This window comes from Gracilibacillus salinarum (assembly GCF_022919575.1).
GTDB lineage: Bacteria > Bacillota > Bacilli > Bacillales > Amphibacillaceae > Gracilibacillus > Gracilibacillus salinarum.
In genome coordinates, this window is the sequence record NZ_CP095071.1 from 1,293,173 (window position 1) to 1,317,194 (window position 24,022).

Annotated in this window: 23 protein-coding genes and 1 tRNA gene; 12 read left to right on the top strand and 12 right to left on the bottom strand. The window is 39.5% G+C overall.

Going from position 1 to position 24,022, the window contains the following annotated elements:
* Positions 1-196: 196 nt before the first annotated feature.
* Positions 197-269 (bottom strand) — tRNA-Val (locus MUN87_RS06260).
* Positions 270-685: 416 nt separating this feature from the next.
* On the opposite strand from MUN87_RS06260, the gene MUN87_RS06265 reads away from it, so the two are divergent.
* The gene (locus MUN87_RS06265) at positions 686-1,276 is read left to right on the top strand and encodes a cell wall hydrolase (RefSeq protein WP_244746854.1); all 591 of its coding nucleotides are present in this window, start codon (positions 686-688) and stop codon (positions 1,274-1,276) included.
* 81 nt (positions 1,277-1,357) lie between these two features.
* On the opposite strand, the gene MUN87_RS06270 is transcribed toward MUN87_RS06265, so the two are convergent.
* Positions 1,358-2,029, bottom strand: a complete 672-nt coding sequence (locus MUN87_RS06270) for a DUF3298 and DUF4163 domain-containing protein (protein WP_439649662.1) — start codon at positions 2,027-2,029, stop codon at positions 1,358-1,360.
* Between the two features lie 126 nt (positions 2,030-2,155).
* Between MUN87_RS06270 and MUN87_RS06275 the strand changes: the two genes are divergently transcribed.
* From MUN87_RS06275 to MUN87_RS06285, 3 genes are all read left to right on the top strand, one after another.
* Positions 2,156-2,869 (top strand): alpha/beta hydrolase, encoded by a 714-nt coding sequence (locus MUN87_RS06275; RefSeq protein WP_244746856.1) that lies wholly within the window; start codon positions 2,156-2,158, stop codon positions 2,867-2,869.
* Between the two features lie 10 nt (positions 2,870-2,879).
* Positions 2,880-3,302 carry a GNAT family N-acetyltransferase gene (locus MUN87_RS06280; RefSeq protein WP_244746857.1) on the top strand — a complete coding sequence of 141 codons (423 nt, stop codon included), beginning with the start codon at positions 2,880-2,882 and terminating at the stop codon, positions 3,300-3,302.
* A 118-nt stretch (positions 3,303-3,420) separates the two neighbouring features.
* Positions 3,421-4,095 (top strand): DUF421 domain-containing protein, encoded by a 675-nt coding sequence (locus tag MUN87_RS06285; RefSeq protein ID WP_244746858.1) that lies wholly within the window; start codon positions 3,421-3,423, stop codon positions 4,093-4,095.
* A gap of 912 nt (positions 4,096-5,007) precedes the next feature.
* On the opposite strand, the gene MUN87_RS06290 is transcribed toward MUN87_RS06285, so the two are convergent.
* From MUN87_RS06290 to MUN87_RS06300, 3 genes are all read right to left on the bottom strand, one after another.
* Positions 5,008-5,286, bottom strand: a complete 279-nt coding sequence (locus MUN87_RS06290) for a hypothetical protein (RefSeq protein ID WP_244746859.1) — start codon at positions 5,284-5,286, stop codon at positions 5,008-5,010.
* Positions 5,287-5,405: 119 nt separating this feature from the next.
* Positions 5,406-5,636 carry a hypothetical protein gene (locus tag MUN87_RS06295; protein ID WP_244746860.1) on the bottom strand — a complete coding sequence of 77 codons (231 nt, stop codon included), beginning with the start codon at positions 5,634-5,636 and terminating at the stop codon, positions 5,406-5,408.
* A gap of 84 nt (positions 5,637-5,720) precedes the next feature.
* Positions 5,721-6,161, bottom strand: a complete 441-nt coding sequence (locus tag MUN87_RS06300; RefSeq protein ID WP_244746861.1) for a CotO family spore coat protein — start codon at positions 6,159-6,161, stop codon at positions 5,721-5,723.
* Between the two features lie 173 nt (positions 6,162-6,334).
* Between MUN87_RS06300 and MUN87_RS06305 the strand changes: the two genes are divergently transcribed.
* Both MUN87_RS06305 and MUN87_RS06310 read left to right on the top strand, forming a co-directional pair.
* Complete coding sequence (locus MUN87_RS06305) at positions 6,335-6,823, top strand: CotY/CotZ family spore coat protein (RefSeq protein WP_244746862.1); 489 nt, start codon at positions 6,335-6,337, stop codon at positions 6,821-6,823.
* 188 nt (positions 6,824-7,011) lie between these two features.
* Complete coding sequence (locus tag MUN87_RS06310; protein WP_244746863.1) at positions 7,012-8,550, top strand: glycine betaine uptake BCCT transporter; 1,539 nt, start codon at positions 7,012-7,014, stop codon at positions 8,548-8,550.
* A gap of 34 nt (positions 8,551-8,584) precedes the next feature.
* On the opposite strand, the gene MUN87_RS06315 is transcribed toward MUN87_RS06310, so the two are convergent.
* The 3 genes from MUN87_RS06315 to mgtE all read right to left on the bottom strand — a co-directional run bounded on the left by MUN87_RS06315 (position 8,585) and on the right by mgtE (position 13,851).
* Positions 8,585-8,977: a thiol-disulfide oxidoreductase DCC family protein gene (locus MUN87_RS06315; protein WP_244746864.1), complete on the bottom strand. Its 393-nt coding sequence runs from the start codon at positions 8,975-8,977 to the stop codon at positions 8,585-8,587.
* A gap of 1,652 nt (positions 8,978-10,629) precedes the next feature.
* Complete coding sequence (locus MUN87_RS06320) at positions 10,630-12,471, bottom strand: monovalent cation:proton antiporter family protein (protein WP_244746865.1); 1,842 nt, start codon at positions 12,469-12,471, stop codon at positions 10,630-10,632.
* Between the two features lie 15 nt (positions 12,472-12,486).
* Positions 12,487-13,851: a magnesium transporter gene (mgtE, locus tag MUN87_RS06325; protein WP_244746866.1), complete on the bottom strand. Its 1,365-nt coding sequence runs from the start codon at positions 13,849-13,851 to the stop codon at positions 12,487-12,489.
* Between the two features lie 505 nt (positions 13,852-14,356).
* On the opposite strand from mgtE, the gene MUN87_RS06330 reads away from it, so the two are divergent.
* Together MUN87_RS06330 and prpE are read left to right on the top strand one after the other, a co-directional pair.
* The gene (locus MUN87_RS06330; protein WP_244746867.1) at positions 14,357-15,550 is read left to right on the top strand and encodes an FtsW/RodA/SpoVE family cell cycle protein; all 1,194 of its coding nucleotides are present in this window, start codon (positions 14,357-14,359) and stop codon (positions 15,548-15,550) included.
* A gap of 38 nt (positions 15,551-15,588) precedes the next feature.
* On the top strand, positions 15,589-16,323 hold the full coding sequence (gene prpE / locus MUN87_RS06335) for a bis(5'-nucleosyl)-tetraphosphatase PrpE (RefSeq protein ID WP_244746868.1): 735 nt from the start codon (positions 15,589-15,591) through the stop codon (positions 16,321-16,323).
* Positions 16,324-17,175: 852 nt separating this feature from the next.
* On the opposite strand, the gene MUN87_RS06340 is transcribed toward prpE, so the two are convergent.
* The 3 genes from MUN87_RS06340 to yjbM are packed head-to-tail and all read right to left on the bottom strand — an operon-like array spanning position 17,176 to position 19,531.
* Complete coding sequence (locus MUN87_RS06340) at positions 17,176-18,066, bottom strand: RluA family pseudouridine synthase (protein ID WP_244746869.1); 891 nt, start codon at positions 18,064-18,066, stop codon at positions 17,176-17,178.
* Positions 18,067-18,087: 21 nt separating this feature from the next.
* The gene (locus tag MUN87_RS06345) at positions 18,088-18,894 is read right to left on the bottom strand and encodes an NAD kinase (protein WP_244746870.1); all 807 of its coding nucleotides are present in this window, start codon (positions 18,892-18,894) and stop codon (positions 18,088-18,090) included.
* A 13-nt stretch (positions 18,895-18,907) separates the two neighbouring features.
* Complete coding sequence (yjbM, locus tag MUN87_RS06350; protein ID WP_244746871.1) at positions 18,908-19,531, bottom strand: GTP diphosphokinase; 624 nt, start codon at positions 19,529-19,531, stop codon at positions 18,908-18,910.
* 138 nt (positions 19,532-19,669) lie between these two features.
* Between yjbM and MUN87_RS06355 the strand changes: the two genes are divergently transcribed.
* The 4 genes from MUN87_RS06355 (at position 19,670) to MUN87_RS22540 (ending at position 22,163) form a co-directional block, all read left to right on the top strand.
* Positions 19,670-20,251: a CYTH domain-containing protein gene (locus tag MUN87_RS06355; protein WP_244746872.1), complete on the top strand. Its 582-nt coding sequence runs from the start codon at positions 19,670-19,672 to the stop codon at positions 20,249-20,251.
* Between the two features lie 184 nt (positions 20,252-20,435).
* Positions 20,436-20,837: a globin domain-containing protein gene (locus tag MUN87_RS06360; RefSeq protein ID WP_244746873.1), complete on the top strand. Its 402-nt coding sequence runs from the start codon at positions 20,436-20,438 to the stop codon at positions 20,835-20,837.
* A complete protein-coding gene (locus tag MUN87_RS06365; RefSeq protein WP_439649663.1) occupies positions 20,834-21,727 on the top strand; it encodes a ClpXP adapter SpxH family protein in 894 nt (297 codons plus the stop codon). The genes MUN87_RS06360 and MUN87_RS06365 overlap by 4 nt, the downstream gene beginning before the upstream one ends.
* A 316-nt stretch (positions 21,728-22,043) precedes the next feature.
* The gene (locus MUN87_RS22540; protein WP_500796464.1) at positions 22,044-22,163 is read left to right on the top strand and encodes a hypothetical protein; all 120 of its coding nucleotides are present in this window, start codon (positions 22,044-22,046) and stop codon (positions 22,161-22,163) included.
* Between the two features lie 14 nt (positions 22,164-22,177).
* Here MUN87_RS22540 and pepF read toward each other — a convergent pair whose 3' ends face one another.
* Positions 22,178-23,995, bottom strand: a complete 1,818-nt coding sequence (gene pepF, locus MUN87_RS06375; RefSeq protein ID WP_244746876.1) for an oligoendopeptidase F — start codon at positions 23,993-23,995, stop codon at positions 22,178-22,180.
* Positions 23,996-24,022 lie beyond the last annotated feature (27 nt).

The window sequence follows — 24,022 nt, forward strand, 5'->3', positions numbered from 1 at the left end:
AAATGATTTTAAGAGAACAGACATCAATTTCAATACAAATCATATCGATTTTCAGGCAACAACAAGTAAATGCCTCCATATAAAACTAGTTATCATAAATAATACGGGATTCACTTCGACTCAATGAAGGTGTTATGTGTGCAAATAAAAAAGCCTGTTCTCCTTAAGATTAGGTACGAACAGGCTTTTACTTATATGATTCCGATTGGACTCGAACCAACGACTTCTACCCTGTCAAGGTAGCGCTCTCCCAGCTGAGCTACGGAATCATGATATAAAATTAGTGGGTAATTAATAATATAAGAAAGAATGTACAATCTGTCAATAATATTTGCCTAAATTCATCTATTTATTTTTAGTCGCTATCTATTAATTTATTCTATTATCCACTTCAGCCGACCAAAATAAAATTTTCGCAACATGATGATCAAAGGATAAATAACAAACATTATCAGCAACTGAAATCGCCCTCATCCCTATGCCATCAATGTTACAACTACTTAACATCTGTCATAATACTAGCCACATTTACTAATAACGCCAACTTTATCCAGCAAATCAACAATTGGTAAACTTTTCTCTTCCTGTTATAGCAACCACTTTCATCATTGGAAAAAATAACATAGCGAAACTTTATATTACATCTGCTAATCTATTAACTAGTAATGCAACAGGAGGGAAACGTATGAAAAATAAAATGAAAATACTCATCAGTAGTTTACTAGTTGTGACAGGTTTAACAGTACTGCCTGGATTTGCAGATGCTTATACCGTCAAACAAGGAGATACATTCTGGAAAATTGCACAGAACTATAATGTATCTACTAATGAATTAATGAATGTCAACAATTACTCTTCATCTATGCTATATCCTGGTGCAGAGTTGACGATACCAAGCAGTGTTTCAGACAAAGAAGTTGATTTATTAGCTCGTCTGGTACGTGCAGAGGCACAAGGTGAACCATACGCTGGTAAAGTGGCAGTGGCGACTGTCGTTTTAAACCGTGTCGATCACGCTGATTTTCCAAACACAATTACAGAAGTCGTTAATGAGACTTATTCAAATGGTGCGATCCATGCATTCAGTCCAGTAGCAAACGGTGAAATTAATAAAGAAGCTGACAGCGAATCTGTTCGTGCTGCAAAAGAGGCAATTGCATTCCGTGGCCAAGGCCAAGGATCGATCTACTTCTACAATCCGAACACAGCACAAAGCGATTGGATTTTCTCACGTGAAACTACTGTAACAATTGGTGATCATGTCTTTGCGAAATAGAAAAAGAACCGGTTCTGCCGGTTCTTTTTTTTGTTAGAAATATGAAGCTTCCAGCACTATAGATAAGCTAATTTCTTCTCATTACTTTAAAACTTTTTCATATACTTTTTTAGGAATTGCTATCTCCTGGTTTCCAGAAACGTATGGCGCTATTTCATACTGCTGGAACACAAGTGTAATGCCATCGTCCGTGAAATAAAAAGCTGTTTCATTGGACAGTTTAATATCATCTTTTTCTAAATCCGGGTAAAAAATATCCGGTCTTTCTATCGCGTATTCCCAAACGTAATCCCGAACTGCTTTGATTTGTTCTTCTTTCGTTAAAATATCCGTCAGAAAGACACGCTTTTCTTTACTTATATCAAAGTTGAAAGACTCGACCACTGTGTTTCCATGTGCACCTCCGCTGAACATGTAATTACTTGTTAGAATACTGAGCAATGGAGATTGGTTGTATTTCACTTCATAATCGGTCTGGTATTCTGCCGGGAAATCGTGTTGCGCGGCTTCCTTCTCATTTTCTTTTAATTCATTATAGGAAGCGGTAATATAATTTTGAAATATTTTATTGATTTTATCCTCCATCTTCACATCTGCTACATCAGAGACTTTTGGATATTTTAGTGCAGCCATCTCTTCATACAGTTCATCTGATACGGTTGCGGTTTGCTCTGCGGCTACAACAGATAAGCTTATGAACGGCATCATGAAGCAAATCGTTAAAATCACTAACCTTTTCTTCAATTTACTCACACCTTTTTTTCTTAGTTTGGATAGAATAGTCGGAATCATACATGCCGGAATTAATATTTTAGGATGTGTCACTACTATCCATTCTCGCTTTTGTGTTAAAATATCCACATGTAAGGAGGCGATATCATGGGACGTAAAGGGTCCATGGATTCAGCTAGTATAGAAAGTGATTATTTAAACAAAGAAATCGAAGTAAAATGGTACCTTCCGGAAGGTTTTACACCATTTCAGGATTATCAATTGTGTGTCATGCAGGATGGCGAAGATTATTTTCGCATTGGCCGTGTAGCAACGCTAAGTGATCAGCTGCACGAAGAAATGGAAATTGAACCGACTATCTTTGTCGGCATTCATTATCAAGATAAATATGATCGCAAGGAAAAATATCATCCAGACGGTGAACAGCAAAGTGATTACATTGCTTTTCTCGTCAAAGAAGCGATCCCTTTTGTAGAAGAAACGTTACATATCACACCTGTAAAAAGAATTTTAATGGGGGATTCACTTGCAGGTACATTAGCATTTATGGTAGCAAGTCAATTCCCGAGCACGTTCCATACTGCAATTATGCAATCCCCTTATATGAACGAGCGTGTCATGCAACAAGCGAACCGCGTACCGGCCGGTTCACAATTAGAGCTTTATCAATCAATTGGACTTGATGAGACAGAAGTTGATACGACAACTGGAGAGATTTCCGATTTTCTGGCGCCTAATCGTGTCTTTCATGATATTCTAAAAGACAAACTCTCCGTTTATCATTATGAAGAATTTGATGGAAATCATACCTGGACATACTGGCAAAAGGATTTAAAAAATATATTAATCACTATGCTATAAGGAGCACAAAATGGATATTAAACTTGTTGAGACAGAAAAAGAACTAAAAGACGCTTACGATGTACGCTATACCGTTTTTGTACGAGAACAAAATGTACCGGAAGAACTGGAAATCGATGATCTAGAAGAGGAAGCAATCCACTTCGTTGGTTATTCCAATGGCGAGCCCGTGGCAGCAAGCAGAATACGCTTCGTTGATGGCTATGGCAAAATGGAACGTATCTGTGTGATGAAAGAAGCGCGCGGCTTGGGTTACGGAAAAGACATTCTTTTGCATATGGAAAGTGTTGCGAATGCAAAAGGATTTAAGAAATCTAAATTAAACGCCCAAACTCGTGCTGTAGGTTTTTACCAAGGACTTGGTTATCGAACTATTTCTGGTGAATTTCTCGACGCAGGAATTCCGCATGTTACCATGACAAAAACATTATAAGCTTCGAGCAGTCTGTTGAACAGGCTGCTTTTTTATATGATAAATTACTTGTCGATAGTATGCAGAGAGCGCATTTTGTCTATCCTAATAAAAAATAATGTAAAGATAGGAGAAAGCTATGCTCTTTGGTTCAATTTTTGTAGAGACGTTGTTCGGTTTTGTGATGTTGTTTGTCTTAGCGAAAGTACTTGGAAAGACTCAGATTAAACAACTGACGGCCTTTGATTTTATCTCTGCACTTATACTTGGGGAACTTGTCGGAAACGCCTTATATGACGATCAGGTCGGGATCATGGATATTGGCTTTGCTGTTTTATTATGGGGAACGTTAATATATGTGACCGAATTAATTACGCAACGATATAAAAAGACGAGATCCATACTTGAAGGACGACCTTCCATCATCATTCACAAAGGAAAATTACAGCGCGAAGAAATGAAAAAAGGAAAACTGGACATGAATCAATTGCTCCACTTATTACGATCGAAGGACACTTTTTCTGTCCAAGAAGTGGACTATGCCATATTAGAAACTGACGGCACTGTGTCTGTTCTAAAAAAAACTTCCTATCAGCAACCTACCCGACACGATTTAAACTTACCACTAGAGGATGTCGTTCTGCCATTTATGTTAATTAACGATGGCGAAATTATTTGGGACAGCCTTGAAGAGATTGGTAAAGATGAAAAGTGGTTAGAACAAGAGTTAGTAAAACAAGAGGTATCCTCCGTTAAAGAAGTGTTCTACGCAGAATATTCGCGAGAACGACCGCTTTTTATTCAAGGATACTAATAGGATCTTTGAAAAGCGCAAGCGCCCGTTTAGAAACGTAGCGACTGGACGGCAGCAACTGAGATAAAGGAATCACGGTGAGCTTGAGAACCGATGATGACTTATCGTAGGGCGATGCAGGAAGTCGCCTAGTTTTTGGGCGCTGTAGCTGGACATGGCCGTCCATGTTAGAAAGCGATACGACAACTTATTATTTTCTTTCTTACCTCATAAAAAAAGGAAGGCCTGAAGCTTATTAGTTTCAGGCTTTTTCTATGTACTGCCAGATGATGTCTGGTGATGTTTATCAGGTTCGCTTGAAGGTTGCTCTTCTTCATGCTTTGGGCGTTTTCTTGTTACTCCTTTCGCCTGAAGTTACCCTATCTTCATGCGTTGGGCGTTTTTTTGCTACTCCTTTCGCTTGAAGTTATCACATCTTCATGCGTTGGGCGTTCTCTTGCTAGTCCTTTCGCCTGAAGTTACCCTATCTTCATGCGTTGGGCGTTCTCTTGTTACTCCTTTCGCCTGAAGTTATCCCATCTTCATGCGTTGGGCGTTCTCTTGTTACTCCTTTCGCCTGAAGTTATCCCATCTTCATGCGTTGGACGTTCTCTTGTTACTCCTTTCGCCTGAAGTTTCCACATCTTCATGCGTTGGGCGTTCTCTTGTGAATTCTTTCGCCTGAAGTTTCCCCATCTTCATGCGTTGAGCATTTTCTTGTTACTCCTTTCGTCTGAAGTTTCCCCATCTTCATTCATTTGACAATCTTTTGCTTCCACTTGCCCTAAAGTTCGTCATCATCTTCATGCGCCTATCAGCTTTTCCGGAAAACTGTCAAACCAGATGTGTCAGCAACTGCTAATAGCCAGGCATACCATCTGATCCAATTTTCCGTAATATAAGAAAAGTGCAGCCGGCGTATTTCACCGCTGGCTACACTTTTGCTTGAAAATGTTTGCCTTTTCCTGTGACTTGTGCATAAATATGTGCTTTGCGTTTTGATTCAGGTTGCTCATTCATGACAAGACGCCGATGATTTCCCTGCGCTGGATAAGGCAGCACTTCCTCTCTATTTGTTTGGGACTCTTCATATGTTGTATCATGCTGGACTGGATACACTTTCTCTATTGGAAACGGGTCACGCTTTTCTTTCGTAACACGTTGATGGTATTGCTGATATTGATAATTTTCTACCGGCATAATATAACCCATTTCGCATCCCTCCTTCGCATGTTTCTATTGATATACCCCTTTTACCGGAATGTAATCCTATTTTTATACAAATAAGCAAAACAGATAGCTTTCAATTAGTAAAGCTATCTGTTTTATACTTAAATCCAAGAAAATGGTGGACGGTCATTATCATCCTTGTGATCTTTATGATCATCGTGATCGTGATGTTCTTCTCTTTCTTCTGCTACATCTTCAAGCAGCTCATCATGATCATCTTCTACCGATCGTGGGCCAAAGAATGGATCATGACGGCGAGTTGGTTCGATACGAACGTTATCCGCTTTGATCACTAAATCTTTTACATAAATTACTTTCTTTTTTTCTGACACGTTCTTCACTCCTTAATATTATATGCAATAACTTATTTGCCTAAGAACACTATATCTTATGCATTTGACCTATATAAGTGTTTATTAAAAGCCAGCTAAATTGATTTCCTGTATTTGTTCTAACGGGATCGAAACGGGTTGAGATTTATTCACAACCTTTAAAACAACCATGTCATTCTGAAAATCTTCAATCAAACCTGTGTATTTACGTCTTTCTGTTACAATTTGGCATTTATTTTTTGGAACATGAAATGGCATATCAGCAAAATATATCACTTTTTCTTTAACATCCATATCTTTAAATTTTTTTTTCTCCATAGTAGGCGTTGGGGCTTCAGCTTCTTGTTTTTGACGTTTCTTTGCCGGTCTTACTTGTTTCGGCTTCGATTGCGGTTTAGCTGATTGCTTTGATTTATTGTAATTGGATGAACGATAAGCAGTTTGCATAGACCGTTTTGGTTCCGCGTGATTTGGTTGTGCAATATACATTCTCGGTATTTCTCTATTAGTGTTGTTCGATTCCAAAAGTATTCCTCCTTTACTTGCTGCTAATGTATGTATATGTAAAACGCCTAGTCGTTGTGAGCAAAAAATTAAAGGCTTTTTTTCAAAACCGAGACACTCGTCTATACGCAAACGTTCCTATGACATAGATTATTAGTGTTAACGAAATCTTTTTTCTGAAGGAGTGTCAGATAATGGGTAAAAATTGCCATGATGAAGTAAGTGGAGCTGGAAATAGCTGTGTACTTGATGTAGTACTTGCGATTGATGAAGCACAAGACAATGTAGTTGACAACCATTGTGATATAAGCTGTGCACAATCAATTCGTGATTTAGTATCCCCAGCAACAGCAAATGGGTTAGATACAGTACCTTTCATTCTATATGATAAAAAAGGTAAACCTTTCAAAGGGTACGGTGCTGAAGTAAAATCTCACGGAGGACCTGCTCGTTTCGAATGCTTTAGCAGCTTTATCTTCCGTGTGAACGATGTAGATGAAGACACTGGTTGTGCTGTACTAGAACTATTAGTGTTCGATGATGATGAGCATGCTTGTGGTGATCCATGTGAACAACTAGACAACGAACAAGTTTCTGATTTAGAACGTACTGGAATTTGTATCACTGTTGACTTAAATTGTTTCTGTGCGATTACTTGCTTACCAGCAGTTTCAGTACTTTAATACTATCTCCCTTCCAAACCTTATTAGGCTTGGAAGGGCTTTTTTCTTACATAATTAGGATTAAAGCCTTTACATTGAGAAAAATAATGCGTATTTCGTGATTTTTGGAATACTACCCCTTAGAATAGGGTAAGGTAAATTGTGCACTCATACACAAAAACTATATATAGAAGGGACAGGATATTTGAATGCATAAGGTATCTAAAGTATTTTACATTTCACTCGCAATTACAGTTCTCTTTATTGCATGGGGGATTATTCCTAAGGATATGTTACCTGAAGGGAATCTGAACACGGTAACTACCAACATTCAAGAATTTCTAGTTAGTCGTTTTGGCTGGTTTTATTTACTAGTCACAACTAGCTTTGTGATTTTTGCTATCTTTTTAATTGTTTCGAAGTACGGAAACATTGTGCTTGGTAAGGATGGAGACAAGCCTGAATATAATTATTTGACATGGTTTGGTATGTTATTCAGTGCAGGAATGGGGATTGGTCTCGTGTTCTGGGGAGCAGCAGAACCAGTTTCACATTTTCATGACCCACCTTATCCAACCGACACTGAAGCAGCAGCTGCTCGTGTCGCGATGCAACACAGTTTTTTCCACTGGGGACTCCATCCATGGGCAGTCTATGCCACACTAGCGATGGCCTTAGCCTATTTCCAGTTTAGAAAGGACGAGCCTGGGCTAATAAGCAGTACCTTAAAGCCTTTATTCGGTAAAAATATGAACGGTGGCTTCGGTACAACGATCAATGTCATTGCTGTATTTGCAACTGTATTTGGTGTTGCAACGTCATTAGGACTGGGTGCACAACAAATTGGTAGTGGTATTGAGTTCGTATCAGGAAACATCGAAAATACAGTTGGCTTACAATTAATCATTATTGCCATTGTCACAGTATTATATATGCTATCTGCTTTAACAGGTTTGAATAAAGGGATAAAAATCCTGAGTACTACTAATATTGTATTAGCTATTTTACTCATGGTCTTTCTGTTGTTTACAGGTCCAACTAACTTTATCATGAACTTCTTTACAACAACGTTAGGATCCTATATTTCCAATCTGCCGGAAATGAGCTTCCGTATGGCACCATTTAATCAGGACAATGCAGATTGGCTGGAAAACTGGACAATCTTCTATTGGGCTTGGTGGATTGCATGGGCACCGTTTGTAGGTATGTTTATCGCACGTGTATCCCGCGGACGTACGGTTCGTGAATTTGTCGTTGGTGTCTTATTAGTACCAACCATCTTTGGTGCGCTTTGGTACAGTGTATTTGGCGGTTCCGCTATTCACTTGGAGATGAACGAAGGCATCAATATATATAACATTATGAATGAGTCTGGTACCGAATCTGCTCTATTTACAGTGTTAGAGAGCTTCCCGCTAACAGCAGTGATGGCAGTGTTGACGGTACTGTTAATCAGCACATTCTTTATTACATCAGCTGACTCCGCAACGTTCGTTCTTGGTATGCAAACGACAAACGGGGATCTAAACCCAAATGTTTCTGTAAAAGTAGCATGGGGTATTGTGCAATCTGGTACAGCTGCTGTGTTATTGTGGCAAGGAGGACTTGGTGCATTACAAACCGCCTCGATTATCGCCGCATTCCCATTTGCGATTATCATGATCATGATTGTGTTTGCGCTGATCAAGGCATTTAAAGAAGAAGGAAGAACATACGCCCTAAAAAGAAGAAGAAGAGAAGAAGGTTAAGCAAAAAGGCTATCCCGAGGTGGGATAGCCTTTTTTAATCGATAAACCGTTGTCTGTCTTCTGGTTTGGGTATCATGCATGCCTCTTTCTTTCCGAACCATTTATAGCGATTTTTCGCGATGATCTGATAGAGAAAATCCCGTATTGGCTTCGGTATGATTAAAAAGATACGAGCAAAACGATAAACACCGGTCAATTGTTTTGCTATATTTAATGCGGCAGTGGATTTAGTGTAGATTTGATCGTTATCGATAAGAATTAAGCTGTCAATATCCTTTGGAACGTTATACTGTTGTACGAGATCCTGTCCCACCTCACTCTGTAACGACGCAAAATGGAATTTCCGCTCGGGATCTCGTTGAATTATAAATTGCACGCTGCTGGAGCAAAAGTTACAAACGCCATCAAATAAAATAATTCGTCTCATATCAACACCTCTTTCTTCTATTTTATCATCTATTCGGTTAAATACTCAAAAAATGGACAGATAAGAAAAACCGGACAAAACCCAATCGGTCCTATTTACCTTTTGTATATAGCTACCTATAATATGGATTATGTAAAGTAGCTATCGTTGCCAAGCATCCATATTGAGCTATTTAATGTGCTGGGATACCGCTTCGGTCGGGTAGAAAACAGGCGCGCGCATTCATGTAGAATCACGTTTCATGTAGCCCCCCCACGATCCCGGACGGTCGGATTTCCCGAGTCCGGTTCTGACCTTGGCTCTACCATAAATGTGCCTTCCTCATATAATCTAGGTTTAAGTTCTAGCCAACATTCACCCATTACTAAATGAGTTTACTTATCTACGTGAATGTCTCAGGCTTTTTTTGTGTTGACTCTGCGTTCAACTTTGCCAGACAATCCGCCAAGTATCCAGAGCCCCTTTGCCCTATCTTGGGTGTTACCCTTGACAGGGATAGAATCTTGTTCTATCTCTGAAGGCATTACCCTTCATTCTTCGCTACTACGGACTCATCCGCCGATCCTAAATCTTCCATTCCTATTTCGCTGTTAACTTATAAGGATTGGTCTTTGCAGGTTGTTGCTAGTCCCTGCTAGAAGTAGGACCTTCCCGTCGTTATCTCTAAGAATCTTTCCCTAGATGCTAAAACCCCTACCCCGGTTGCTTCTATAGTGCTCATTACCGTTTCTTCCTATAGAATATCAGCCTTCCCCAAGTTGGCAACAGGTCGGCGCAAAACATTTATCCCTTCAACAGCTTCAGAAAGGCGCGAATTTTCGGGGCTGCAGTATTCGTTAAAGCCTTTTGGCCTCTAGGTTTGCTTGCCACACAGGCTGTTCCGACCTTGTATTCTCTGCGTAATACAGGCCGCCGTGGCGTTTACTTCCAAGCAGAACGTGGGTCGTTACCTTCCCACGCATTGGATATGCTAGTCGTCTGAATCGGCAAATTGACGACAGGAGACATTCACTCCATTAGATTCTTAGCCTTGACGGCTACTCCGCCAACCACTTCGCGTCCTGCGGGGCACGGCTGAAGCTAACTTTGTGAAGAAAGGCACTTCACAAAGTGGATCTTCAGCGCCTGCATAATCCCGCGGGAGTCTACGTGGTTGGCCTACGCTATGGCTTTGCTCTACACCTATTAATACAGCTAATATTTTGAGCGGTATCCCTTAGTGTCTATACCTCATCTTTAATATGAATAATGCCTAGCACTGCTGCTTTTCACTGTTACATACGTTGTAGCACTTCCCTCAAGCGTAGGAAATAGGCGGAGACTCCTCATGCCTCAGCGCGAGCTGAAGATTCACTTATATTTATGCCTGTGTCTCCAAGTATCGCTTCGAAGTGAGCTTCCTCGGCACAAGGCAGCACAGATGCTGTTCAAGTATAAAGCCGCGCCCCACAGGACGCGGAGCCTATTTCCGGAGCTTTGCTAAGCAGATGATATCTATCAAAATTACCACTATGTCAGACAGTGTTACTTTACATAATCTATCTTATAGGAACTTCGCTTCTTGTTCCATATGATTACTGCTGTGACTGCACTTTTATACTTCCTTTACTGAATAAAAAACCTCCGCTTTAAAAGCGGAGGTTTTCTTGTATTTATACATATTCCAACAGCTGCTGTAACTCTTCTACATATTCTGATGAGCCTGTAACGATCAGGCGATCATTCAGCCGAAGCTCGGTATCACCGTGAGGAACGATTGAATCATTACCCCGGAAGATGCGGACCATAATGACATCACCGGTGAATGGGAATTCCCTTAACACCGTGCCCTCGTAGCCTATATTGTTCATGTTAATCTCATACAATTGACTGTCTTGCTCCGTGAAAATGTTAACAACATGCGGAGATTCGATCAATGCTTTCAATAATGTTTTCGATGATAATAATATCGAGAAGACATCAACACCGATCTCTTTCAATCTTTTTTCCATTACCGGATTCTCCACTCTGGCAATAACCCTTTCTACACCAAGCTTTTTGGCGTATGCTGCGATTTCTTCATTTTTTTCTAGATTACCGGTTGTAACTACAACAATATCATGATGGAAGACACCAGCCTTCTCCAGTGTATCAAAATCATAATTTTCAAGCTCATTAATGTCAAAAATTGATCTACTTTTGCTGTCATCCAAATTCTCTTGCTTCGTATGGAAGAGATGCGTCTCGAAATCTTTCGGATCCAATTCACGCAATACAGGTATGGTCGCCTGATTAATACCGATGAAAGAGACGGTTTGCTGGTAGTTGGCTTCTTCCTGATTCACATAGTATTTCTTAAAGAAAGCAGGTGTAATAATACAGGAAAGAACAGCAACTAATACGAGTGCACCATTCATTTCACTTGTAATAATGCCTAGTCTCTCCCCAATCGTACCAGCTGCGATCACAAGCGACAGCGTTGACGTTAATAGCATACTGGATGCGATCACAGTCTTCGTGTCGTACCATTTTTTCAGAAGAAGAACAGGAATAACTTTTGAAAGTAACAGAGCAAAGAACAAGAGCGGAATTAACGCTAATATCTTTGGTTCTCCGAATAATGCTTTCAAATCCAAATCGACACCGACCATCACGAAGAAGATCGGAATTAGGAAACCATAGCCAAAGCTGTCCAACTTCTGTACAAGTTCTTGGTTAGGAGCTAATAGCGACACTAACGCACCTGCCAGGAAAGCACCAAGGATATTCTCAGCCCCTACGGACTCGGACAATGCTACAAGGAAGATAATCAAAGTGAATACAGCTCTTGTACCGATCTGTATCGTACCTTTAGACATGGCTTCAATAAACGATTGATTCCTGAAATACTTCCCAACGAAATATAAGAGGACACCGACACCGAACAATAAGAGCAATAGCCACATATTTCCGGATTCGTCCCCATAAAAAGAAACAAAAATAGCTAATAAAATCATCGTAGCTAAATCAGCAATAACAGCAATCAGGAGGATTGTTTGTCCAACCGTTGTCTGCATAGCTTGCGCTTCTTTTAAAGTAGGGACGACAACGCCTAATGAAATTGTTGAAATAATCAACGTCATTAAGTAAATATTATCGATAAATCCGAACAGTACAAATAAATAGGATAGACCGAATGATAATATTAATATGCCGATAAATATGAGAGTTGCCAGCTTGACTGGATTAGGCATATTTTTTGTACCATTTTGTTTACGCCCTTTTTTCGAAAATATAGTGAAATCAATTTCCAATCCACTTAGAAACATAAGAAAAATAAAACCTAATGTAGACAATGTTTCAAGCCAGTCACTGTCTTCCACTAAATTAAAACCACTATGGCCAATAATTAAGCCGACAATAATTTCTGCTACAACAACTGGAATCATCTTCAATCGGAACCGATGCAACAGAATAGGTGTTATAAAGGCTGCAATAATAACGATGACGAGTGAACTTACTGATTCTCCGTGCATGTGCAGTCCCCCTCTCTATAATAAAAAGTTCATAAATGTCGTTGCTAAACCAAAATAAATAAAGATTGAAATAACATCATTCAACGTAGTGATGAATGGTCCTGAGGCAACTGCTGGGTCAATATTAAAACGGTCCATGACAAGTGGAATAAAAGCACCAGAAATAGTTGCCACCAGTAAGGTTGCCATGATAGAGATACCAACTAGCATACCAAGATAAAAATCATGATACCAAAATGCAATTAACAACGTAATAATCACACCACATGAAACACCAGTAATCAAGCCAGTCTTAGCTTCTTGCCAGATTACTGCTGCTTTTCCTTTTTTATTCATATCACCTGTTGAAATACTTCTTACAGCAACTGCCAATGCCTGTGTTCCGGTGTTACCAGCCATTCCGGCAATTAGCGGAATAAATACGGCCAAGATCGGATCCTTCGCAAGCGTTGCTTCAAAGCGACCGATCAAACTTGCCGTTAACATGCCTAGAAATAGCAAGATAACAAGCCATGGTAATCTTTTTTTTGCAGAAGAGATCGCTGTATCCCCACTACTTTCTACATCTGAGATACCAGCAAGTTTGGAGTAATCATCACTTGCTTCTTCTTCCATAACGTCCATAATATCATCAACTGTAATAATACCGAGTAAATGTTCTTGAAAATCAACAACAGGCAATGCAAGGAAATCATAATCACGCATCATTTGGGCAATATCTTCCTGGTCTTCTCCCACAGGTACAGATACCACACGATCACTCATGACTTCCTCAATCAGCCAATCCCCTTCTGCAATAATTAAATCTCGCAGGGAGATAACCCCGACTAATTTCTTATAAGAATTGACAACATATATATAGTAGATTGTCTCTGCATCTGGCGCTTCCTTGCGCAAATGACGCATTGCATCTTTTACAGTCATGGTCGTATGGATCACGACAAATTCCGTCGTCATAATACTTCCTGCTGTTTTTTCTTCATAATGGAGAAGCTCTTTGATCTCTTCAGAGGAACGTTTGTCCATTATAGTTAAAAAGCTGGCAACTTTATTTTTATCTAATTCATTTAAGATATCTACCGCGTCATCTGTCGACATATATTCTAAAATTTTAGCGGCAAATGCCGGTACCATTTCGATAATAAAATCAGATACGATGTCTTGGTCGACTTGCTCAATAACTTCTGCCATCTCTTCAGGTGATAAATAGGAATAAATTAAGAAGCGGATGTCTTCGTCTTGTTCTTCGAATATTTTAGCTTGATCATACGGATGTAATTCTAAGAATTCAGCCCGAAATTGATCAATTCTTTCATTGATTAAGGTTTCCTGAATCTTCTCCCACATTTCCATCCGTTCTTGCTGCTCTAAGTGTTCCATTAGTCCGCCTCCTATCATCTTTTGACATACTTTTATCACGGCGCAATTCTTCCGTAATACCCCACTCCATGTTCCGAAATATAAATATGAAGCTGAGTGAGGGGTAAACGGACGATAACTTCCTGATAAGTTTCGCTAGCAATCAGTGGGGGCAGACCCCCACTGATTGAAGTCTCACTTTATCACAGCGCTAACCGTCCGTAATACCCCACTCCATGTTCCGAGATATAAATATGAAGCTGAGTGAGGGGTAAACGGACGATAACTTCCTGATAAGTTTCGCTAGCAATCAGCGGGGCAGAACCCCCACTGATTGAAGTCTCACTTTATGAAGATGTTAAAAGAATAACATATCTCGCTAAAAAATACGCAAATTTTACACATTCTAATTATCAAAAAATGATACAATATCGAAAGAATTGATATGTTTTTATTCTCAAAAAATCATTTTTCCACTATACTAGATGTGGACTAAATTTTTCAAGAAAGAAAGGTTTAACAGAATATGCCTGAACAGAATGCAAATGCAAAACTAGACTACTCGCTTATTTTTATCGTGATTATTTTTGGGATTATTAGTGTGTTCACTTTATATACGTTAGATCCTTATTTGAGTTTGAAAGGTGCTGATTATGACAACCTGTTTATCAAACAAATGGTATGGTACATCGCAGGATCCATGCTAATCGCTGTTATTATGATGTTTGATTATGACCGTCTTCGACAAGTTTCCTGGATTCTTTATGGATTAGGAATTTTGGCATTACTTATGCTCTTCTTTCATTTTCCACCTGGAATCGCAAAACAGGTAAATGGAGCTTGGGGCTGGTTCGCCATTCCTGGATTTGGTACCTTGCAGCCTGCCGAGTTTATGAAAGTGTTTCTGATCATATTTCAAGCACATATCATGGTAGCCCACAACGAAAAATATCCAGTACATACAGTCAAAATGGATCTGTGGCTACTTTGTAAGATGGCAGTGGCAGCACTGGTACCGATTTTTTTCCTGACACAACAGCCTGACTATGGTGGCGTGTTAGTATTAGTGTCGATTACTGCCTGTATGTTGTTAGTTTCAGGAATCAAATGGCGAATTATTCTTACTATTGTAGGAACTGGTCTTGTTTTAATAGCCACGGTACTGTTTATTTACCTTAATTTCACGGAAGCCGTCAACCAGTTCTTGTATGACAACGAATTGGGTCATATTGTGGACCGGCTTCAAGGCTGGCTATTTCCAGATCAATTCAGCCAGGAAGGTGCCTACCAAACCTTGACGGCGATGCTTGCTATCGCATCCGGCCAGTTATCCGGAAAGGGAATTGGCACATTTGAAAAGGCGACAGATATTCCGGAATACCAGACGGATTATATTTTTTCCACCATTGCCGAACAATTTGGTTTCTTTGGTGCAAGCTTGTTAATATTAATTTACTTTTTATTAATATACCGGCTCATTTTTATTGCGCTAAAAAGCAAAGATCCATTCGCAAGTTATATGGTGACAGGTATTATCGGTATGTTTACCTATCAAGTATTTCAAAATATCGGCATGTCGATTCAATTATTACCTGTTACGGGCTTGCCGTTACCATTTATCAGCTATGGAGGAAGTTCGACGCTGACCTATTTAATGGCTATTGGCATAGTCTTAAATGTATTCTTCCGTATAAAAACCTATATGTTTGACGAATCTTAACTATAAACAATAGCTAATAATAGACTGGGGTTTTGGATATGAAATTAGATATCATCGGGGATATTCACGGCTGTTATCACGAACTGATGAATCTGCTGGATCAGTTAGGCTATCGGGTAGAAAAGAACCACATTCATCATCCAGATGGACGGCGCATCGCCTTTGTCGGTGATTTGACTGATCGCGGTCCGCAATCGGTAGAAGTAATACGCTTTGTATATCAACTCGTTCACGTACAGAAAATCGCCTTTTATGTGCCTGGCAACCATTGTAATAAGTTATACAGATTTTTTCTTGGCAATAATGTCTCACACCAGCACGGACTGGAGACAACTGTTGCTGAATATCAGCAATTGTCGGCTGATGATCAAGCAGAAGTGAAAAAAATGATGATGACACTTTATGAGCAAGCACCTCTATATCAAAAGATCGATGAGCTAGACGTTGTCATTGCACATGCCGGGATACCTGAAAAATATATTGGCAGAGACGATAAAAAAGTGAAAACCTTTGTACTTTACGGAGACATAACTGGTGAAAAGCATCCCGACGGACGCCCAGTAAGAAGAGATTGGGCCCAGCAATATCACGGTGAGCGCTGGGTGGTTTATGGACATACACCTGTATTAGAACCTCGGTTCGTACATAAAACCGTTAATATTGACACAGGCTGCGTTTTTGGCAACAAATTGTCCGCATTTCGCCTCCCAGAAGAGACAACGGTGAGCGTACCATCGAGCATGCCATTTGTGGAAGAAAAATTCCGATTATAATAAGCGGTATCTGGTCCATATTTTGACGTGAACCAGGACGTTAAAATATGGGCTTTATTAGAAAAAGCCGAACATAACGTGAATGTTGTTAGATGACGATTCATGTTGTGTTCGGCTTATACTAAGAAAAAAAGGGTATAACCCTCCCGGTCCTATTTGATTCAAGTTTTATATAACTACCTCTATAATATGGATTATGTAAACAAAGGCTGTATTGCAGAATGATCATTTTAATATATTTTATCTGCTTAGCAAAGCTCCGGAAATAGGCTCCGCGTCCTGGGCACAGCCTCAGCTAGGCTACTACTTGAATTACTTCCTTGCTGCCTTGTACCGAGGAAGCTCACTTCGAAGCAATACTTTCAGACGCAGGCAGAAACTAAATGAATCTTCAGCTCGCGCTGAGGCATGAGGAGGCTCCGCCTATTTCCTATGCTTAAGGGAAGTTTTACAACATTTGAAACAGCTAAAAGCAGTGGTTCTGGCATTATGTTAATCAAAAGCTGATATTTATATGGTGCATTCAATATGCTAGCAATTCCAAAAGTTGTAGAGCAAACATCCTAGCGTAGGCCAACCACGGAGACCCCCGCGGGATTGTGCAGGTGCTGAAGATCCACTTTGTGAAGCGCCCTTCTTCACAAAGTTAGCTTCAGCCGTGCCCCGCAGGACGTGGTTGGCCGAAGCGGTATCCCAGCACATTAAATAGCTCAATATAAATGCTTGGCTAGTAGTGCTTAGTTCCCATAATCCATATTATAGGAACTGAACTTCATGTTCAATATGATTACTAAACTGCACTTTATACTTTCTTGACTGATTAGAAAAGGACGATTTTGTCCTCGTCCTTTTTTATTGCTTTTTCAATGCTTTCCAAGTTTGCTCCAACTCATCTGCTAAAGGTATCTCGAATTGCAGGCGTTCTCTTGTCATCGGATGATAAAAGCCCAACCGGTGACAATGCAGGGCCTGGCGATTCAAGTAGGTTGTATCACCTTGATATAAGCTATCCCCAATGAGCGGATGACCAACTGCAGAGAAATGGACGCGGATTTGATGGGTTCGGCCTGTCTCCAGGCGGACCTCTACTAACGAAACATTGTCGAGTTCCTCTACCACCTGATAATGCGTGATCGCCCGTTTACCATCAGGAGATACAACACGTCGAATAATAGAATCTGGTGCACGATCGATTGCTAAATCCAATGTTCCTTTCTTCTCCTCCATTTTTCCCGATACAATGGCCTGATAACGACGATTTACCGTCCCTTCATGTTGATCTTGGAATAAAACAGAATGACTGTGGCGATGTTTGGCTATTAACAATAATCCGGAAGTATCACGGTCCAGTCTTGTTACGACATGGACGGTATATGGCAGTTGCTTTTGATCATAATGAGCGATAACTCTATTAGATAAAGTATGCTGCTGATGATGATAGGATGGCATCGTAGCAATGTATGCCGGCTTATTGACGACTAATACATCGTCGTCTTCATACACAATATCGAGAGGGAGAGCTTCCGGCTTTAGCAGCTCACTCCTCGTTTCCGGCGGGAATATTACCTCTACGATATCTCCTTCTGCAAGCTTATGCCGCACATTTACTTCCTGATTGTTCACTAATAATTTACCACCACGAAATTTCACTGCTGTTAGTGTTCGGCGTGAGATCCCCCTTGCCTGATGCAAGTAATCACGTAATAACAATTCATGGTAGTCTTGATCTACTTTCCATTTCACTTTGTTCCACCTACATTTATATCATGTTGTTTCGTCCGATATGAAGGAATCATGTACCCTTTTCCAAAATGGAAAGGCTCGAAAACGTGCAAATCGAATTTTCTCATCTGACACCCGACATTCGATCCGATCAATATTATTGTATTCTTCTGTGCGATGATCTACAGTAATCATAAACTTACGATTGTGATAGATCGGTAATAATTCACAAACATGATGACTAGGCAAAATTAACGGCGATCCGATTGTCCGGTATACGCGGTTATTAATGGATGCCATCTCGGTGATTTGCATAGCGTTTAAGGAAGGATGCAGAATTGCTCCTCCTAGCGCTTTATTGTATGCTGTACTTCCTGATGGCGTCGATACACAGAGTCCATCTCCACGAAAGCGCTCAAAATGCGCCCCTTTTATATGAACATCCATCGCGACTGTTGCATCAGCACACTTAACCGACACCTCATTTAATGCTAAAAATGAGGTATAGGATTCATCTCCAATTGGATGTATTTTGACATCCAATAAAGGATATTCCACCACTTCAAAAGGTTTTTTCGCAATTTCAATAATTAATTTCTCTACTTCTTCCGGTACCCAATCCGCATAAAAACCGAGATGCCCGGTATGGACACCGATAAACGCGGTATCCTTTAACCGGTGCCTGTATGTATGAAATGCTTCCAGAAATGTACCGTCACCTCCAACAGAAATAACCAGATCCGGTTTCTCCTCATCATACTCAAGAGAGAAATCATTTAAATATTGTTTCATTCTAGCTTTGATTACTTCGGATTTATTATCATCACGTGAAAGTATTGTAAAACGCACATCTGTTACCCCCTTACTTGTCATTGTTGCTTTTATTTGTGCGGAACACTCGTTGAGCTTCTTGTATTTCATCTTTAATTTTCGCCATTTCCTCATCCAGTTTAAAAGCTGCTTCTGCTGCACGTTTCAGTCTTGCTCTTACCTTTTCCGGAATTCGCCCTTCATATTTATAATTTAGAGAATGTTCATTTGTTGCCCAGAAATTCATCGCTAATGTTCGAATCTGAATTTCTGCAATGATCTTCCGCTCCCCATGTATGGTTTCAACGGGATAAGAAATAATAAGGTGATAAGAACGATAACCACTGTCTTTCTTGTGGTTAATATAGTCCCTTTCTTCTATAACGTCAAAATCATTTCGTGTCTTTAAACGGTCCACTATGTCATATATATCATCGACAAATTGACAGACAACGCGAACTCCTGCAATATCTTGAAGTTCTTCGATGTCATCAATCTGAAAATCTTTCCGTTTCATTTTTTCTTTAATACTGGAGACCGGCTTTACCCGGGCTGTAACAAATTCAATCGGTGAATGACTGGATTCGAATTCAAATTGAGTACGCATCCCTTTCAATTTCACCTTTAGTTCTTCAACCACCTGTGCATAAGGTGCCAAGAAGTTTCGCCAATTCATGTCTAGCACCACCTGTGTTATCTTTGTCTATGATTATTTTACCATATTCCTAACGAAAGAAGTAATCATAGCTTATATCGTTATTTTTGCTTTTTTATTCCGAATGCTGCAAAATATACATGCAAAAGGAGGAGAAAAATGACACAGGAAATTGAAATAGAATTTAAAAACATGCTGACAGAATCTGAGTATGAACAGTTGCTGAACTATTACAGTGCAGAGAAACTATCTCCAATACGACAACGAAATCATTATTTTGAGACGAAAGATTTTCATTTAAAGCAAAATCATGCAGCACTGCGTATCCGTGAAAAGAATAACACGTATCAACTCACACTTAAACAGCCAAACCCAAATGGAGCGGGACTGCTGGAGACACATTGTACCATAACAGAGCAAGAGGCTGATAATTGGATGGATGAGAATATTATACCAAAGCAGGATATTACGGACGCGCTAAATCAAATGAATATCGACATCCAGGAATTAAAATATGGTGGAATGTTAGAAACGAAACGAATAGAGTTTACACTGAATGCTTGTACCATCGTACTGGACAAAAGTAATTACAACGGGCACACCGATTATGAACTGGAACTGGAAGCATCCGATGAAACACATGGTAATCAAGTATTTGAGAAACTGTTAGCAGCACATCAAATCCCAAAACGCCAAACCGCTAATAAAATTGAACGCTTTTATCAAACCGTACAATTGTAAACTAAATGGTGTATTTACGAATGGTAAACACAGTGATAGCTGTATGATAACAGTTCACCCTTACAGTTCATTGAATTTTACCTTGAATCACATAAGTTGCTAGTTCTATATAAAGCCTGTTACAATATAGTAACATAAAGAGAGATAAAGGAATACGTACCACAAGGTGAAAGGTTTGGAGGATATGAGAGAATCAGAAGGATCTATTTATGAGGTTATTGGGGGACACGAAAAAATTGAGGAATTAGTTGAGGCTTTTTACGCGAGAGTGTCTAAACATCCTGATCTAATTCCCCTCTTCCCAGACGAATTTTCGGAAGTAGCAAGAAAACAAACACAATTTTTAACTCAATTTTTTGGTGGGCCTCCATTATATATTCAAGAACATGGGCATCCTATGATGAGAAAGCGTCATTTGCGTTTTCCGATTACGCCAACGAGACGTGATGCCTGGCTTACTTGTATGAAAGGTGCTCTAGAAGAAGCAAATATTGAAGAACCGTACCGTAGTGCAATGTTTGAACGGCTCACACTCACAGCCAATCACATGATGAATACGCCTGATGAGAAAGGAGAATCATGGTGAATTGGAATTCTGCCGGATCTTGGCAACACCAGGATCGAAACCAAACAACGCATTATCATTTTATTGATGTTTTAAAAAAACCGATCGAAATTTATGTGTTCATTGATCCACTTTGTCCGGAATGCTGGTCATTAGAGCCGTATTTAAAGAAATTATCCATTGAATATGGTCGATTTTTTACCATTCGGACGGTATTAAGTGGTCAATTAACGAACTTGCACAAGGACAAATTTGAAAAACCGAGAAAGCTGAAAGACATATGGGAAAAGACGGCTAGTCGTACGGGAATGAGCTGTGATGGTGACCTTTGGATCGAGAACCCTATTCATTATCCATGGCTTGCATCCATTGCGATCAAAGCTGCGGAGTTGCAAGGCAAAAAAGCTGGCAAACGATTTTTACGCAAATTACAAGAGCTGGCTTTTCTAGAGAAAAAGGATATCTCGCAAGAAGAAGTTCTATTAGATTGCGCGAAGACGGTACATCTCGATATTGAAGAGTTTCGTGAAGACTTATACTCCACTTCCTCCAAAAAAGCCTTACAATGTGATTTAAAAATCACGAAAGAAATGGATGTTGAGTACATTCCGACAATGGTGTTCTTTAATCAGTCTGAAGACGATGCTGGATTAAAGATTTCAGGAATTTATCCTTATGAAATCTATGTTAAAGTATTGAAGCAGATGTTGCAGAAGGAGCCATTGCCTGCGAAGAAACCGAAATTATTAGATTTTTTATCTCATTATGATTTTGTGGGCACAAAAGAAATTGCTGTCGTTTACGATTGGTCAATGGAAAAAGCAGAAAAAGAAATGAAAAAATTACAACTAAAGCAAATTGTCGAGAAGGTACCAGTCAAATTCGGTTACTTCTGGAAATATACAAAGTAAGGACATGTTCATCACATGTCCTTTTTTGTTATCTATTCTTTAAGATAAGGGATGGGAGAAAGTTTCAGGTCAAACAAAGGGGTTGTTTGTTTAACTTACTATAACTATACCAAGTATTAATAAAATTGACAATACCTTTGTTCACAATTTCACAAAAGTGTCACACTTCTACTCCAATGCCTGATTACATATAATAAGGCATGAACCTTAAACGTGTAGTTTTATCTTCATCATATTCTTGAAAGGAGGTACATAAGTGAAAATACTCCTGTTACTTATACCTGTTTTCGCATTTATCTTAAATATATTCGGATTAATGCGGTTAATCCCGCCTTATATTACCGTCCCCCTTCTGTTTCTCACTATTTATTTCACGGTTTACTTCTTCAATCATAAAAAGCAATTTAAAGGATTTCAAAAGGCCACTATTCGATAATAGTAGCCTTCTTCTTATTCTATTTCGTTTAAGAGCTGTTCCATTTCTTCTAACTTTTGCTCGAATACCTTTAGCGCATTTAGGACTGGTGTTTTTTCCGTCATATCTACCCCAGCTTTTTTCAATACTTCAATCGGATAATCACTGCTTCCTGATTGCAGGTATCCTAAATAACGCTCAACTGCAGGATCTTTTTCCTCCAATATTTGAGAAGCAAGAGACTGTGCCGCTGCATAACCTGTTGCATATTGATACACGTAATAATTGTAATAAAAATGAGGAATTCTCGCCCATTCAAGACCGATTTCTTCATCAATAATTAAATCATCACCAAAATATAACTTATTAAGGTCGTAATACATTTCAGTAAGCTTATCAGCTGTTAATGCTTCACCTTCCTGAGCGGCTACATGAATCTGATGCTCGAACTCCGCAAACATCGTTTGTCTGAATACAGTGCCGCGGAACCCTTCTAAGAAATGATTTAATAAGAATAGTTTTTCTTTTTTGTCATTGGTCTTCTCTACTAAATAGTTGTTTAACAATGCCTCATTACAAGTGGAAGCTACTTCGGCTACGAAAATCGAATAATTTCCGTAACGATATGGCTGGTGTTTATGTGTATAATAACTATGCATAGAGTGACCTAGCTCATGTGCCAATGTGAATAAGTTATTTAAGTTATCCTGCCAGTTCATCAGAATATACGGATTCGTACTGTAGGAACCTGATGAATAAGCACCACTACGTTTCCCTTTATTCTCCTCAACATCAATCCAGCGGTTGCTGAACGCTTGCTGCATCACTTCCAGATAATCGTCTCCCAATGGTTTTAACGCTTCTGTTACGGTTTGCTGTGCTTGTTCATAGCTGAAAGACATATCTACATCTTTCACAAGCGGTGTATAGAGATCGTACATATGCAATTCTTGTAAGTTGAGCACTTTCTTACGGAGTGAAACATATCGCTGAAGTAATGGCAGTCCCTCATGGATTGCTTCGATCAGATTATCATATGCTTTCTCAGGTATGTTGTTTTGATTTAATGCTGCTTCTCTTGCTGATTTATAATTCCGTATCTTTGCGTAGAAATTATCTTTCTTGACATTTCCTTGTAAGGTGGAAGCAAATGTGTTCTTAAGACTGCCATACGTGTCATACATCGCTTTAAATGCATCATGACGCACCTGTTGATCTTTCGACTCTAAAAAGTTGATATAACGGCCGTGTGTAAGATCTACTTCATTCCCCTGTTCATCTTTCACTGCCGGAAAAGTTAAATCAGCGTTGTTCAGCATTCCGAAAGTTTGGGATGGACTGTCTGTTACTTCTGAAACTTCAGCAAGAAGTGCTTCCTCTTTTTCTGAAAGGACATGAGGACGCTGACGGTTTATTTCATCTAAAGTGTGGCGATATAACTGCAACCCTTCATGTTCGTTTAAATATGCCTTTAACGTCTGTTCATCCAGTTTGAGGATCTCAGGAGTAATAAAGCTCATCGTACTCGATGCCTGTGTAATCAGGTTCTCCGCTTTGCCATTCATTGCTTGATAAAAGGAATTCGTTGTGTCCTGATCATAACGCATATGGGCATATGTATACAAGGTGCTCAGACGATCAGACACTTCATCTTGTAATTGTAGTAATTCAAACACATTGCTTGCTTTTTCATCTAATGTTCCCTGATAATCCTGAAATTTCGGCAATAACTCTTTAACTGCCTGCCATTCCTTATCCCACTCATCATCATTCGCATAAATATCTTCTAGTTTCCACGTTAATTCCTCTGGTATTTCATCTCGCTTCGGCAATGATTTCTGTGGATTTGCCATCACTATTCCTCCTTTATTTTCCGAATT

Excerpts from the sequence above, each read along its gene's own strand:
- MUN87_RS06265 (WP_244746854.1), top strand. The coding sequence starts at position 686 with ATGAAAAATAAAATGAAAATACTCATCAGTAGTTTACTAGTTGTGACA.
- MUN87_RS06275 (WP_244746856.1), top strand. The coding sequence starts at position 2,156 with ATGGGACGTAAAGGGTCCATGGATTCAGCTAGTATAGAAAGTGATTAT.
- MUN87_RS06280 (WP_244746857.1), top strand. The coding sequence starts at position 2,880 with ATGGATATTAAACTTGTTGAGACAGAAAAAGAACTAAAAGACGCTTAC.
- MUN87_RS06285 (WP_244746858.1), top strand. The coding sequence starts at position 3,421 with ATGCTCTTTGGTTCAATTTTTGTAGAGACGTTGTTCGGTTTTGTGATG.
- MUN87_RS06290 (WP_244746859.1), bottom strand. The coding sequence starts at position 5,286 with ATGGGTTATATTATGCCGGTAGAAAATTATCAATATCAGCAATACCAT.
- MUN87_RS06305 (WP_244746862.1), top strand. The coding sequence starts at position 6,335 with ATGGGTAAAAATTGCCATGATGAAGTAAGTGGAGCTGGAAATAGCTGT.
- MUN87_RS06310 (WP_244746863.1), top strand. The coding sequence starts at position 7,012 with ATGCATAAGGTATCTAAAGTATTTTACATTTCACTCGCAATTACAGTT.
- MUN87_RS06315 (WP_244746864.1), bottom strand. The coding sequence starts at position 8,977 with ATGAGACGAATTATTTTATTTGATGGCGTTTGTAACTTTTGCTCCAGC.
- MUN87_RS06320 (WP_244746865.1), bottom strand. The coding sequence starts at position 12,471 with ATGCACGGAGAATCAGTAAGTTCACTCGTCATCGTTATTATTGCAGCC.
- mgtE (WP_244746866.1), bottom strand. The coding sequence starts at position 13,851 with ATGGAACACTTAGAGCAGCAAGAACGGATGGAAATGTGGGAGAAGATT.
- MUN87_RS06330 (WP_244746867.1), top strand. The coding sequence starts at position 14,357 with ATGCCTGAACAGAATGCAAATGCAAAACTAGACTACTCGCTTATTTTT.
- prpE (WP_244746868.1), top strand. The coding sequence starts at position 15,589 with ATGAAATTAGATATCATCGGGGATATTCACGGCTGTTATCACGAACTG.
- yjbM (WP_244746871.1), bottom strand. The coding sequence starts at position 19,531 with ATGAATTGGCGAAACTTCTTGGCACCTTATGCACAGGTGGTTGAAGAA.
- MUN87_RS06355 (WP_244746872.1), top strand. The coding sequence starts at position 19,670 with ATGACACAGGAAATTGAAATAGAATTTAAAAACATGCTGACAGAATCT.
- MUN87_RS06360 (WP_244746873.1), top strand. The coding sequence starts at position 20,436 with ATGAGAGAATCAGAAGGATCTATTTATGAGGTTATTGGGGGACACGAA.
- MUN87_RS22540 (WP_500796464.1), top strand. The coding sequence starts at position 22,044 with ATGCGGTTAATCCCGCCTTATATTACCGTCCCCCTTCTGTTTCTCACT.
- pepF (WP_244746876.1), bottom strand. The coding sequence starts at position 23,995 with ATGGCAAATCCACAGAAATCATTGCCGAAGCGAGATGAAATACCAGAG.